Consider the following 13,688-nt stretch of genomic DNA (forward strand, 5'->3'; position numbering starts at 1 on the left):
TGAAGGCGGTAGACCACGAACCGGAAGGCTCACTCATGTTCAAACGCACATTTTCCCGTGCCGTGACCGCCACTGTTGCGGCGGCAACCCTGGCCCTGGCTGGTTGCTCCAGCGATTCCAGCGATAACGCTGGTGGCAAGGACGGCTCCTACACCATCGGTATCAACCAGCTGGTTCAGCACCCAGCTCTCGACGCCGCAACTGCAGGCTTCAAGGAAGCCTTCGAAGAGGCCGGCATCGAGGTCACGTGGGATGAGCAGAACGCTAACGGCGAGCAGGCCACCGCGTTGACCATCTCCCAGCAGTTTGCTACCGCCAAGCTGGATGCCGTCCTGGCAGTAGCTACACCTGCTGCACAGGCAGTTGTGCAGAACGTCACGGACGCACCGGTGCTGTTCACCGCCGTGACTGACCCGGTGGAGGCACAGCTGGTGGACTCCATGGATGCTCCTGGTGGCAACGCCACGGGCACTTCTGATGAGACGCCGCTGGAGGAGCAGTTCGACTTGGTGTCCAAGCTGGTGCCGGACACCAAGAAGCTCGGCATCGTGTACTCCTCTGGTGAGGTCAACTCTGAAATCCAGGTGAAAGCTGCTCAGGAAGAGGCCAAGAAGCGCGGCTGGGAGATTGTTACCCAGACCGTGACCTCCGTCAACGAAATCCCGCAGGCTGTTGAAGCTATCGGTGATGTAGATGCGTTCTACGTCCCTACGGACAACATGGTTGTCTCCGGTATCTCCTCCCTCGTCCAGGCTGCTGAGGCAAAGCAGATCCCGGTAATCGCTGCTGAAGCAGGCACCGTTGAGGGTGGCGCCGTGGCCACCATCGGCATTGACTACAAGGAGCTGGGCAAGCAGACCGGCGAGATGGCTATCCGCATCCTGCGCGACGGCGAGGATCCGGCCACGATGCCTGTTGAGAAGGCTGTGAAGTACAGCTACGTCATCAACGAGGACGCAGCGAAGGCCCAGGGTGTTACCATTCCGCAGGAGATTAAGGACCAGGCTGAGACTGTATGATCGGCGCGCTTGAACTAGGCATCCTATATGGGGTCATGGCGCTTGGCGTCTACCTCACTTTCAGGGTCCTCAATTTCGCCGACCTGACCGTCGACGGAAGTTTCACTACCGGCGGAGGAACAGCCGCAGTGCTCATCGTCGCTGGCTGGAACCCTTTTGCGGCCACGGCGATGGGCTTTGTCGTTGGTTTTGCTGCCGGCATCATCACCGGTTTGCTGCACACCAAGGGCGGTATCGACGGCCTTCTGGCCGGTATCCTCACCCAGATTGGTCTGTGGTCCATCAACCTGCGCATCATGGGCGGGGCAAACCTGCCACTGCTGCGCCAGGACACGGTGTTCACTCCCCTGCGTGAGGCCAAGCTCATGGGCACGTGGGGTGGTGTTGCGTTGCTGGCAGCCATCGTCATCGTCCTAGCTTTGCTTGTGTATTGGTTCCTCAAAACGGACCTGGGTTTGGCCATCCGTGCCACGGGCGATAATGACCCCATGATCACGTCCTTCGGTGTGAACACCGACAACACGAAGATCCTGGCCCTTGCCCTGTCCAATGGCCTGGTGGGTACTGCCGGCGCCCTTGTCGCGCAGTACCAGGGCTTTGCCGATATCTCCATGGGTATCGGTCTCATCGTCGTGGGTCTTGCGTCCGTCATCGTGGGCCAGGCCGTCATCGGCCAGTCCCGCCTGCTCCAGGCAATCCTCGCCGTTGTCGTCGGTGCTGTGCTCTATCGCCTGATCATCTTCGCGGCACTGCAGGTTGGCCTGAACCCGAATGACATGAAGCTCGTCTCCGCCGTCCTCGTTGTGCTGGCACTGCTGCTGCCCAAGTTCCAGGGGATGGGCAAGGGAATGGGTAAGGCGGGGAAGAAGACGTCGATAAGCGAAAAGAAGGCTGCTCATGCTTGAGATTAATCACGTACATAAGACCTTCTTCCCTGGCACCGTCAACGAGCGCGTGGCACTGGACGGGGTGGACCTGACTCTCGCTGAGGGCGATTTCGTGTCCATCATCGGCTCCAACGGCGCGGGCAAGTCGACGCTGCTCAACCTCGTGTCGGGGCGTCTGCGCCCGGATAGCGGTTCGGTGCGCGTGGACAACAAAGATGTCACGCGCATGAAAGAACACCAGCGTGCTGCGTCGATTGCGCGCGTGTTCCAGGACCCGCTCGCCGGCACTGCGCCGAACCTGACCATCGAGGAAAACCTCTCGCTGGCCTACCTGCGCGGCAAAGGTCGCGGTCTCGGGCCCGCGCTCACGGAGAAGCGCCGCACCTTCTTCAAGGAGCAACTGGCCACACTCGAGCTCGGCCTGGAGGATCGCCTCACGCACAAAGTGGGCCTTCTCTCCGGCGGTCAACGCCAAGCATTGTCACTGCTCATGGCCGGGTTCACTCAGCCAAAGATAATGCTTCTCGACGAGCACACCGCCGCCCTCGACCCCGGCCGCGCCGCCCTGGTCACCGAGCTGACCCAGCGCCTCGTCGAAGACGGCGGGCTGACCACCCTCATGGTTACCCACAACATGGAGCAAGCACTTCGCGTGGGCAACCGGCTGGTCATGATGCACGAGGGGCGTATCGTCTACGAGGCTGATGAGGCCCTGAAGAAAACGCTCACCGTGCGCGACTTGCTGCAGGAGTTTGCCAACATCAAGGGCGCAACGCTGTCGGACAAGGCGTTCCTGGGCTAACTCCCCTTCACACCGGGTTTCATCGGGCTGTGCGGACGGTCACAATTATTTTGTGATTTCGCCCACACGGCCCCTTTTTTAGTTTTAGTGTTGAACGCATGTGGAATCCATTTGCAAAGCCCTTTCACGAAGACCTCACTGAGGTCCCTTATGTGAAGCCCGCCGACTTTGTGGCGGATGCGAAGCAGCGTCCAGCCGCGTTCATCACCGGTGGTGCTTCCGGTATTGGTAAAGCAACAGCCCAGCGCCTGCTCAACCTCGGGTGGACCGTCGGTTCTTACGACGTGCAGGAAACCACGTGGGGCACGGACGACATCCCGGAAGGCCAGCTCATCACGGGCCACCTCGATGTGACGGATCGCGCTAACTGGGATGAGGCGCTGGCAGAGTTCACAGCGCAGACAGGTGGCCGCCTGGACTTCCTGTTCAACAACGCTGGCATCATCATCGATGGCCTGCTGGTTGATCAGCCGGAAGACAAGGTGCGCAAGATCCTGGATATCAACTGCCTTGGTGTCACCTTCGGCGCACAGGCTGCGTACCCGTACCTGAAGGCGACGAAGGGCGCGGTGTTGATCTCCATGTCCTCGGCGTCCGCCATTTTTGGCCAGCCTGAAATCTCCACCTATTCAGCCACGAAGTTCTACGTCAACGGCATCACGGAGGCTCTGTCCGTGGAGTGGCGCAAGGACGATATCCGCGTCCACGACATGATGCCCCTGTGGGCCGCCACCCAGGTGGCTAACGTGAATGCGCAGTCCGTGAAGAACATGGGCGTGAACCTCACCCCCGGCGACATCGCGGATGAGACTATCAAGGTGCTCTACTCCAAGCAGCCGTGGATCAAGTACGTCCAGCACCACGCGGTGAGCATGCAGGATCGTCTGCTGAAGTGGACGCGAAAGCCATTCCCGGATCCGCTGGCGCACGTAGCCGTGCGCATCGCGTCTGTCTGGTAGATGGCGCGCGGAAAGCCCCGTTCACCGAAGAAACGGATTGCCGGCGCCTACACGGTGGATACTGGCACGGTGGAGATCATCGCCGATCCATTGCGTGACGGGGCTTTTGTCGTGGAGCTCAACCGAGTGCCGTCTTCCTACGTGGTGCTCGGCGCGCCACGTGTGCTGGGCTTCGACTACATGGAATGGATCGCGTCCGCTGTGCGCGCCCATTTTTCGCTTATCGACGCTTCCCCCACCACCCTCCTCCACCTCGGTGCCGCCGGGTGTTCCCTGCCGCGGTTTTGTGCTGATGTGTGGCCGCAGTCAAGCAATATCGTGGTGGACATTGATCGCGTCTTGTGTGATCTCATGGCAGCGACGTTTGATATGCCACCCCAGATTGTGTTTCGGCCGGGCGATGCCCTCGCGGCCGTGGATGCCCAGCCGGCCGTTTCCGTCGATGTGATCATACGGGATGTCTTCGCAGGCTCCGAGGCCCCGAGGCATGTTTGCTCGCCTGCTTTCTATCGCGCGGCGGCAACAGCTTTGGCCCCTGGCGGTATCTACCTGGCCAATGTGGGTGACCGCGCAGGACACCCGGTGGCGCAGGAAGAACTCGCGGGAATGGCGGAGGTCTTTGATGAGGTAGGCATGATCGCCACCGCTGATGTGTTGAGTAAACGCCCCTACGGAAACCTCGTGGTGTACGGGACACGGGCAAGCAGCTTGGGTGAGAGTGCCGAACTTGAAGGTGGCGTCCGCGTCCTAAAATGGACCACATGACCGTCACCAGCAATGCCCAAATCCAGGAAATCCGGTGGATCGCTGACCGCGGTGAGCGCCCACTCGTGCGCGGCTGGGCGCACCTTTTCGCGGCGCAAGTAGCCACCATCGCGGCCACTGTTTTGATCACTTTCTCCTGGATGACGCGCACCTGGTGGGAAGCACTCGGCGTGACTATCTATGGTCTGGGCCTGACTGCCTTGTTCACGGTGTCGGCCACGTACCACCGTTTCCCCTGGCGTACGCAGCGGGGCGTCGAATCATGGCGGCGTGCGGACCACGCGATGATCGCTGTGTTCATTGCCTCCACGTACACCCCGCTGTGCATCATCGCCCTGCCCCCAAAGATGGCTGCCATCACCCTCACCGTGGCGTGGGGTGGTGCGCTGGCCAATATGGCGTTGAAGCTCTTCTGGATCAACCACCCACGGTGGCTCTCCCCCGTCATTTACGTTGGGTTGGGGTGGATTGTTATTCCGCTCATCCCCACGCTGCTGCGTTCAGGCAACGCGGCGGTGCTGTGGCTCCTCTTCGCCGGCGGTGTGCTGTACACCCTTGGCGCGGCCATTTATGGCTTCAAATGGCCGGGCCGGCAAGCACGCTACTACGGCTACCACGAGCACTTCCACACGCTCACCATCGTCGCAGCCATCGTCCACTGCGTAGCAATCTGGTTGCTGGTCACCTAAACAACCAGCATCAGCGCACAAAGAAAACCGCGGCTGTCCCCGAAAGGAAAGCTGCGGTTCACTTCCAGCTAGACGCTGCGGCGTCTAGCTGCGGGAGAACACCGACTCCAGCGGCTCCTCACCCTCGCGGATCTCACGTGCGTACTCTTCACGCTGACGCTCGTTCTCGTTCGGGTCCTGGATGTGCAAGGCCTTGCGGCGAGCATCGTAGATCACAATCGACGCGCCTACTGCCGCCAGACCGGCCACGACGAGGACGATGAAGGCGAGCCAGAAGGTGCCGTCGTAAATGCCATCCACGGAGCGGACAAACAGGTTGCGCGCGTGACTCATCGGGTGCAGCGGGTTCAGGGCTGCGAGCGGAGCCGGGAGGGTGGACAACGGCCAAACGGCGCCAGCCACGAACAGACCCATGGCGAAGAAGCCAACGTTGAACAGCGCACCAACAACGCGCCCGAAGAGGATGCGGAAGAACTGGAAGATAGACGTACCCGCCGCATCGATGACCAGCAGGGCGAGGATAGCCACGATCCAGCTGCTCGGGCGCCAGCCCAGGGATGCGGACACGAAGGTCAGCAGCGCGGTCAGACCGACGTTGATGCCGAACATGCGGACCCACGCGTTCATGACTGGGCCAACCGGGCCGGACGCCTTGTGGCGACGACCAATCGCGTGCGGCAGCAGAATGGAGACAACCGCCATGAGCAGGAAGTTGATCACAATGAGACCGAGGATGGAGAAACCACTGGATGGCTTCTTCACGGTCGGGTCAGCCGGGTCCACAACAACCTGCGTCGGGTGGAGGTTTGCTTCCTGGAACAGGATCGGCACAGCGATCTGCTCAGAGGATGCGTCGAGGGACTTCACAGCGGGGGCCTGCTTCGCACCGTCGCCCAGCTTGGTGGACAGTTCATTCGAACCATCTTTCAGGCGACCGATGCCGTCTTCGAGCTGGGCACCACCATCGACGAGCTGGCCGGTGCCGTCGACGAGGCGGCTCGTGCCGTCGTTAAGCTGGGTCGCGCCATCTTTCAGCTGATCCGTACCGTCAGCGAGGCGGCTGGCACCATCAACCAGACGGTTCAAACCGTTGCGGTACGGCATGTTCGGGTCAGACAGGTTGGCATGGAGCTCACCGGTACCTGCACTCAAGCGCCGGAGGTCGTTCACCACGTTGGTGTCACTGCCCGGCAGGATGCGGCCCAGGGAGCTTTCAATCTTGTCAGCCTGATCGTGCATGCCAACGGAGCGCAGCGTATCAATCACCGGACGCAGCTGCCCAGCAGCACCCTCGACGCCCTCAAGCACGGGGATGAGCATGCCCGTGAGTTTGTTCACGCCCTCATCGATCTGGCGGGCACCGTCTGCCAGTTGGTCAGTACCATCACTGAGCTGGTTCAGGCCGTCCTTGAGCTGGTAAGCACCATCGTTCAGCTCAGTAGTACCGCTCACGAGGCGGCCGGTGCCGTCGTGGAGCTGATTCGCGCCGTCGTCAAGCTGATTGATGCCGTCGACCGCGCGGCCCGCACCATCCTGGAGCTGCCCCACGCCGTCATCAAGCTGCTTCGAACCGTCAGCTGCGGCGCGAATGCCGTCACCCAGCTGATTGATACCGGACAGAACCTGCTCCGCGTAGGTCTTGGCCACCTGCGAAGCAACCTCAGTCTGAATTTTCGGAACAAGGCCCGAGGTCAGGACAGCACCGTTCGTGCCGTTGTAATCGTTGTAGTCAATGAGGATCTCGGCCTGCTTCGGCTCCGGATCGATCACGGTGACAACGTTTTTAGAGAAGTCCTCCGGGATCGTCACCGTGAACAGGTACTTACCCTTCACTAGACCGTCCCGGGCCTCCTCCGCGGAGACCTGCGTGAAGTCGAGGTAGTCGCGGGAGGTCAAGCCTTTTGCCACGTCGTCGCCGAATTTCTCCAGCCCGGCGCCTTCCCCACGGTCCACGCCTTTGTCTTCGTTGACCACGGCGAGGCGGGTCTGCGGGACAGACCCCGTCGGATCCCACATTGCCCACATGAACAAGCCCGAAAACAGCAACGGGACCACGAGAGCCAGGATGATGAGTGTGCGCGCCATCGTGGAGAAAGGCCGCCACATGAGGAGGCGCTCCAGGCGGTTCATATCCCCGGCCTCAACAGTTGAATCCTGGGAAGCGTTGTCGCCTCCGGAGGTGACTGCGGTGCTCAAACGATTACCTCTTTTCTGTCAACGCCTTGCCATCATGCGCTAGAGCACACAAGGCGCGAAGACGTGATCAAAATTACTTTGTAGAGGAATATAGTATGCGGATACGAAAAATTGCGACGTATTGCGTGAAAAATTTTCAGCGTTTCATAGATTCTCTCGATGGCCGAACGTTTAGCGCAGCTCAAGGATCATTTGCTTATCGACGTTGCCCCTCCCCGTGCTAGCTTCAATCCCATGACAAAGCGTTTCGCCGTCGCCGTGGCGTCGTTGGCTTGTGCCCTGACCGCGTGCGGGAACAACTCCGCGTCAGAGCTTGATACGTGTTCTGCGCCTGCCAGCGATAGGTGCAGTAGGAGGCAACACACACCATGAGTGCCATGAGGGACTACCGCCGAGGCGAGCACGCCCTGGCGATCTATCTGTCATCCATCACCGGTTTCGTGGACACGATCGGGTTCATGTACCTGGGTGGCTACTTCTTGTCATTCATGTCCGGCAACACCACGCGCCTGACCGCTGCGGTGAACGCCAGCCAGTGGGATGTCGTGGCCATCGCGGGCGGACTCATGATCACGTTCCTGCTGGGCGTGGCCGCAGGTGCGTTGATCAGTCAACTCGGTGCACGGCACCTCCCGCCCACCCGGACACGCGAAGCAGTGCTGCTATTCGTGTGCGCCATGTCTGGTGTGTCCTCCGTGATGCTGCTGTTAGACCACGAACGACTGTCGGTGTTCTTCCTCGCGTTCACCGTCGGCGCGATGAACTCCACGTTTGAACGAGGCGGCGAAGTTTCCATCTCCCTGACATATATGACGGGCACCTTAGTCAAGATGGCACAACGTTTCGTCGCGGCCCTCTTCGGCGGCCCGCACAGTGCTTGGCTAATGAATTTCGCACTGTGGTCGGCCCTCGCCTGCGGCGCTTTGCTCGGCGGCCGCTGCTATGTCGTGTTCGGTGTGAAGTCCGTCTGGATCGTCACATTGTTGCTCTGCGCCGGCACCGCCGCAGCACTGATCAATCGTCAGCGCAGGCGCGCCCGTGGGCTGCCTGTGTAACTACATCCCCAACTCTTTGCGCCGTTCGTGCTCAATGCGCAGACGTTCGGCGCGGGATAGCCCCTCGTCCTCGATGATCCCCTCGAGCACTTCATCTTCTTCATCGCTGATGCCGTAGAACTCGTACAGGCCCCACGTGGCCAACCCAGCAATAGGCAATACCACCCAAAAATAATCCCAGTCGAGTACGAAAAGTCCCACGAAGAACGCCACCATCGTGACCGACCACAACAAGCCGATCGCACGGTCGAGCTTCTTTTTACGCTCCAGCATGTCATCAAGTTCGGTGCTGCTTGATTGCTTCTCGCCCACTTGTTCCGATGCAGGCAGATCCCCAAACAGTGACTCGACATCCGCGCGCGTCCGCGCGACTGCAGCTTTGCTCGTGCGCTCCTCAAACTCATCAACGTTCAAGTAGCCATTGGCAAAATGCTGTCCAAGCTGATCAAGCGCGGCTGTCCGCTCGGCGTCGCCCACACGGATCTCAGACGGTTCGAAATTCGATGACATATCGCTAGATTTTAGCCTCCTGCCTCGACTCTCTTCTACCGTGTCAAAAGTGCAGTGGGCTGTATGAAAGACCTGACCCTCGCTCCCGGCCCGGGAATCCCCGACGGCGTGGTCATCGCTTTCTTGCGCACACCGTCGCCGCATCCTCCCCAACCTTCACCGACGCCCCGACCTCTACTAGGCACTAGCAAAACTTCGCTAAACGCGGCGCGGCCCACTACAGTGTCGCTAGCACAACGATTAATAGGGATGGAGGGCACGGTTGCGTCATTTCAGTCCACTCTTCACGATGGGGCCTGCGCAGCGCGACCACATTCCCGCCTTCCGTACCGCACTTGGCGTGGCTATTCCCATGTTCACGCTGTTGGCGCTGGGGCGACTCGACCTTGCGATTTACGCTAACTTCGGGGCCTTCACCGGCGTGTACGGTCGCCACACCACACGTGCGACCCGTCTGAAGCACCACGTCCTCGCTGGCATTGCGCTTACCCTGATGGTGACTCTCGGTGCGACCATCGCGTGGTTTGGTGTCAGCCCGTGGATTCTTATGATCGTGACGGCGATCACCTCATCGATATGGGCAACGATTGCGCTAGCCACCGATATGAAGCCGACGGGTTCGGTGTTCATCATCTTCTCCATCGCCGCTGTCGGTTCCCTGAGCAATCCAGTTCATCCGCTGCTCGCCTTCGCCATCGCCGGCGGTGCGGCTCTGGTGTGCCTCATTTTGGGGCAGGTCTCCCACCTCATTGGCGAAGGTCCAGGTGGCGATGCAAAAGAGAATGAGATCCCCACCCGATCCCCCGACGCCGGGCGCGTGCCACGTCAGCGTCTTGTCGTGGAAGCGAGCCGTTTCTTCTTCGCCCCGCTACTTGCCGGCACGTTGGGGCTGATGTCGGTGGCGTTTTTTGATTCGCTCTCCCACTCCTACTGGGCCATGGTCGCCGCCGCCGCTCCCCTGGTGAACTCCCGGTTCAAGATGCAGTATTTCCGCGCCATCGAGCGCGTCCTTGGCACCCTGACCGGCATCGCGATTACCGGCTTCCTTTTGTCGCACTCACTGCAGGGCTGGCAGATCGTCGTATGGATCATCATCCTGCAATACCTGACCGAGATGTACGTGACCCGCAACTACACCATCGCCGCCAGCTTCATCACCCCGACCGCACTACTGATGGTGCAGGTTGTCGACGCTGCCCCCGTCGTCCCCATGCTGCTCGCCCGCACCGCCGAAACCATGCTCGGCGCGGTGGCCGCCCTCACGATCATCGCCGTGGGGTATGCGCGCGCAAACCCCACGGTCTTTTCGCGACGTGGCATCGACAACGACACCAGAACGTAGGGTGGGCAGCATGAAAGACCTAATCATCGCGCCTGGCCCGGGGGTTCCCGACGGTGCGGTCATCGCCGCCGCCGACCTGACGGAACGTTTCGCGAAATCATCAGGACCAGGCGGTCAGGGCGTGAACACGACGGACAGCAAGGTTCAGCTCTCCCTCGATCTCGCCGAAAGCACATCGATTAACGACGCCCAACGCCGCCGCATCCTACACAACCTCGAGCCCCGTCTGGACGGTACTGTACTTACCGTGACTGCATCGACCCAGCGGTCGCAGGTCCGCAACCGCGCCGAAGCACGCAACCGCATGGCCAGCCTACTGCGCGAAGCCCTCGCGCCGCCGCCTCCCCCACGACGCAAAACCAAACCGACACGCGGCTCAGTGCGGCGCCGCCTTGAAGCGAAGAAGCGGCGCTCAGAGCTCAAGTCCACGCGGCGACGGCCTCAGATCCCCTAGACCGACCCTAGGCTGATGCAGCTTGGACTGGCTGGATATTCTCAATCTCGGCAAGGATTTTATCCTCTGCCACATCCAAGTCGTACTGGGTCTGTAATCCGAGCCAGAATTGCGGGCTCATCCCGAAATACTTCCCTAAACGGAGTGCAGTATCGGCAGTAACAGCCCGCTTCCCGTGGACGATCTCGTTGATCCGACGAGGGGGAACGCCGATAGAAACAGCAAGCTTGTGCTGCGTAATCCCCATCTCCTTGAGAAAATCCTCCATGAGGATCTCGCCGGGGTGTACTGGTGGAAGCTTGTCAGTGATAGTCAACGATGTCGATCTCCTCTGGACCAGCTGCCGTCCACCGGAAGCAGATCCGCCACTAGTTGTCGCAGCTTGCGCAAGGCGACCGAATGGATTCGGGAATCAATGGAACGTACCCCTTCTCGATTCCACAACCGCTCAGTGTCCTTGTTGGCGAACGACTAGATCATGCTTCACCCTATCCCTCCCATAACGCGAAGCGTCAATAACGTATCGCGTTAAACGTTGAACTTGAACTCCACGGTATGTAGTTGCAAAGTTACTTTCTCGAGAACCTCGCCGCCCACGTCGCTCCCGCGTTGGGTGGCAGCCGAACCACAAAGGATCAGTCATCTGCTATCCCATCGACTAATTCTTGCAGGTCGCAGGACCTTCGCGTAACTGTCAGTTCAGCGCATTTTGAATAGTTCAGCACACGATGTATTGTTCAGCACATGCTGACCATTGCTTCACGCCTCGACGTCATGAACCGGCTCGGCCGGGCCATGGCGGATCCGACGCGCTCCAGAATCCTGATGACACTACTCGACGGCCCGAGCTACCCGGCCGTGCTTTCGCGCGACCTGGACCTGACCCGCTCGAACGTCTCGAACCACCTGACCTGCCTGCGCGACTGCGGCATCGTCGTCGCCGAGCCGGAGGGTCGCAAGACACGCTACGAAATCGCCGATCCGCACCTCGCGGCAGCGCTCAACGCGCTGGTGAACGCGACGTTGGCTGTCGACGAAAACGCCCCGTGCATCGACCCTGAATGCTCGGTGCCCGGCTGCGGCGAGAAGGGAGCGGACGCATGAGCTCGGCGTGTGGATGCGCACACGAACCCGCCACAGAGATCGAAGAACTCGATCGGCCATGGTGGAAGGACCCCGAGTTGCTACTGCCGATCTTCTCCGGCGTAGCCCTCGGCATAGGCCTGGCACTGGACTGGTCCGGGGTAGAGACACCCGCGACAGTACTGTTCTGGGTCGGCCTGCTGCTAGGGGCGTATACGTTCGCGCCCGGCGCTATCCGAAACCTTGTCACGAAGCGCAAGCTCGGCATTGGTTTGCTGATGACGATCAGCGCGGTCGGCGCGGTAATCCTCGGTTACGTCGGAGAGGCCGCGGCGCTAGCGTTCCTGTACTCGATCGCCGAGGCGCTGGAAGACAAGGCAATGGACCGGGCACAGGGCGGACTGCGGGCACTGTTGAAGTTGGTACCGCAGACCGCGACGGTGCTGCGCGACGGCACGTCGGTCAAGGTCGCAGCGAAGGACCTCGTGGCTGGCGAACTGATGCTCGTGCGCCCCGGAGAGCGGATCGCCACGGACGGCATCATTCGGTCTGGACGTTCCAGCCTTGACACCTCAGCGATCACCGGAGAATCCATTCCGGAGGAGGTTGCACCCGGCGACGAGGTGCCCGCGGGTGCGATCAACTCCGCCGGTGTGCTGGAAGTAGAGACGACCGCAGCTGGAACGGACAACTCGCTGACCACACTCGTCGACCTCGTCGAGCAGGCGCAGGCGGAGAAGGGTGACCGCGCCCGGATCGCCGACCGAATTGCCCAACCCCTAGTGCCCGGGGTGATGATCCTGGCGGTGCTGGTCGGCGTGATCGGCTCGCTGCTGGGTGACCCAGAGACTTGGATCACCCGTGCGCTGGTGGTCCTGGTCGCAGCGTCGCCGTGCGCGCTGGCAATCTCCGTGCCGCTGACGGTCGTGGCCGCAATCGGCGCGGCCAGCCAGTTCGGCGTGGTCATCAAATCCGGCGCGGCGTTCGAGCGGCTCGGCGGCATCCGTCACCTGGCGGTGGACAAGACCGGAACCCTTACCCGCAACCAGCCCGAGGTTACCGGAGTGGTCCCGGCAGTGGGATTCGATCGGGCTCAAGTGCTTGCCTTCGCGGCGGCAGTTGAACAGCAATCGACGCACCCCCTCGCCGCGGCGATCGCGGCAGCGGAGCCCGAAGCGCCCGCCGCCCTGGACATCAGCGAGGAAGCCGGACATGGCATCGGCGGCACCGTCGAAGGCCGACGCCTGCTGGTGGGCAGCCCCCGGTGGATCGACGCCGGGCCACTGAAGGCAGACGTCGAGCGCATGGAGTCCGAGGGCCAGACCTGCGTCCTGGTCACCGTCGATGACACCCTCGCCGGAGCGATCGGCGTCCGCGACGAGCTGCGGCCCGAGGTGCCCGAAGCCGTGCAGACCCTGCGCGCCAACGACGTGCAAGTGAGCATGCTCACCGGCGACAACACTCGCACCGCTCGGGCGCTGGCTGAAATCGCCGGAATCGACGACGTGCGCGCCGAGCTGCGCCCGGAGGACAAGGCAAACATCGTCGCCGAATTCTCCTCCAAGACACCGACGGCGATGATTGGCGACGGCATCAACGACGCGCCCGCACTGGCGGGCGCAACGGTGGGCATAGCGATGGGAGCGACCGGCTCTGACGCCGCGATCGAGTCCGCTGACGTCGCCTTCACTGGCCACGACCTCCGGCTGATCCCGCAGGCGCTGCAGCACGCCCGCCGAGGCAGCAGGATCATCAACCAAAACATCGTGCTGTCTCTGGCCATCATCATCGTGTTGATGCCACTGGCGATCAGCGGTGTGCTCGGCCTGGCCGCCGTCGTGTTGGTTCACGAAGTCGCCGAAGTCATCGTGATCTTGAACGGCCTGCGGGCTGCACGAGCGAAACGCTGAGTCGAGTTACGTTGGCG

At 61.3% G+C, this 13,688-nt stretch carries 14 protein-coding genes; 11 read left to right on the top strand and 3 right to left on the bottom strand.

Translation table 11 applies throughout. The features are described 5' to 3' along the window. Positions 1-35 precede the first annotated feature (35 nt). The 6 genes from QP994_RS06990 (at position 36) to trhA (ending at position 5,121) form a co-directional block, all read left to right on the top strand. Positions 36-1,019, top strand: coding sequence for an ABC transporter substrate-binding protein (locus QP994_RS06990; RefSeq protein ID WP_284865860.1), 984 nt, complete (start codon positions 36-38; stop codon positions 1,017-1,019). Beyond that, entirely contained in the window at positions 1,016-1,924 is a 909-nt protein-coding gene (locus tag QP994_RS06995) for an ABC transporter permease (protein WP_284865861.1), read from the top strand. The genes QP994_RS06990 and QP994_RS06995 overlap by 4 nt, the downstream gene beginning before the upstream one ends. Further along, positions 1,917-2,708, top strand: a complete 792-nt coding sequence (locus QP994_RS07000) for an ABC transporter ATP-binding protein (RefSeq protein WP_284865862.1) — start codon at positions 1,917-1,919, stop codon at positions 2,706-2,708. The genes QP994_RS06995 and QP994_RS07000 overlap by 8 nt, the downstream gene beginning before the upstream one ends. Positions 2,709-2,806: 98 nt before the next feature. Then, on the top strand, positions 2,807-3,667 hold the full coding sequence (locus QP994_RS07005) for an SDR family oxidoreductase (RefSeq protein WP_284865863.1): 861 nt from the start codon (positions 2,807-2,809) through the stop codon (positions 3,665-3,667). Then, positions 3,668-4,432, top strand: a complete 765-nt coding sequence (locus QP994_RS07010; protein WP_284865865.1) for a spermidine synthase — start codon at positions 3,668-3,670, stop codon at positions 4,430-4,432. Beyond that, a complete protein-coding gene (gene trhA, locus QP994_RS07015) occupies positions 4,429-5,121 on the top strand; it encodes a PAQR family membrane homeostasis protein TrhA (protein WP_284865866.1) in 693 nt (230 codons plus the stop codon). Before QP994_RS07010 ends, trhA begins: the two co-directional genes overlap by 4 nt. An 84-nt stretch (positions 5,122-5,205) precedes the next feature. Here trhA and QP994_RS07020 read toward each other — a convergent pair whose 3' ends face one another. After that, the gene (locus QP994_RS07020; protein WP_284865867.1) at positions 5,206-7,317 is read right to left on the bottom strand and encodes a YhgE/Pip family protein; all 2,112 of its coding nucleotides are present in this window, start codon (positions 7,315-7,317) and stop codon (positions 5,206-5,208) included. A gap of 368 nt (positions 7,318-7,685) precedes the next feature. Between QP994_RS07020 and QP994_RS07025 the strand changes: the two genes are divergently transcribed. Continuing rightward, positions 7,686-8,372 (top strand): YoaK family protein, encoded by a 687-nt coding sequence (locus QP994_RS07025; protein WP_284865868.1) that lies wholly within the window; start codon positions 7,686-7,688, stop codon positions 8,370-8,372. Here QP994_RS07025 and QP994_RS07030 read toward each other — a convergent pair whose 3' ends face one another. Continuing rightward, positions 8,373-8,882, bottom strand: coding sequence for a DUF1707 SHOCT-like domain-containing protein (locus tag QP994_RS07030; RefSeq protein WP_284865869.1), 510 nt, complete (start codon positions 8,880-8,882; stop codon positions 8,373-8,375). A gap of 289 nt (positions 8,883-9,171) precedes the next feature. On the opposite strand from QP994_RS07030, the gene QP994_RS07035 reads away from it, so the two are divergent. Beyond that, on the top strand, positions 9,172-10,224 hold the full coding sequence (locus QP994_RS07035) for an FUSC family protein (RefSeq protein WP_284865870.1): 1,053 nt from the start codon (positions 9,172-9,174) through the stop codon (positions 10,222-10,224). 10 nt (positions 10,225-10,234) lie between these two features. Then, positions 10,235-10,678 (top strand): alternative ribosome rescue aminoacyl-tRNA hydrolase ArfB, encoded by a 444-nt coding sequence (gene arfB / locus QP994_RS07040; RefSeq protein WP_284865872.1) that lies wholly within the window; start codon positions 10,235-10,237, stop codon positions 10,676-10,678. A 7-nt stretch (positions 10,679-10,685) separates the two neighbouring features. Here arfB and QP994_RS07045 read toward each other — a convergent pair whose 3' ends face one another. Further along, a complete protein-coding gene (locus QP994_RS07045) occupies positions 10,686-10,946 on the bottom strand; it encodes a HigA family addiction module antitoxin (RefSeq protein ID WP_502870026.1) in 261 nt (86 codons plus the stop codon). A 476-nt stretch (positions 10,947-11,422) separates the two neighbouring features. Between QP994_RS07045 and cmtR the strand changes: the two genes are divergently transcribed. After that, positions 11,423-11,782 (top strand): Cd(II)/Pb(II)-sensing metalloregulatory transcriptional regulator CmtR, encoded by a 360-nt coding sequence (gene cmtR / locus QP994_RS07050; RefSeq protein ID WP_034662574.1) that lies wholly within the window; start codon positions 11,423-11,425, stop codon positions 11,780-11,782. Then, complete coding sequence (locus QP994_RS07055) at positions 11,779-13,671, top strand: heavy metal translocating P-type ATPase (RefSeq protein WP_284865873.1); 1,893 nt, start codon at positions 11,779-11,781, stop codon at positions 13,669-13,671. The genes cmtR and QP994_RS07055 overlap by 4 nt, the downstream gene beginning before the upstream one ends. Positions 13,672-13,688: the final 17 nt, after the last annotated feature.

Origin of the sequence: Corynebacterium sp. MSK044, from assembly GCF_030232825.1 — a bacterium.
In the GTDB taxonomy this organism is placed as follows: domain Bacteria; phylum Actinomycetota; class Actinomycetes; order Mycobacteriales; family Mycobacteriaceae; genus Corynebacterium.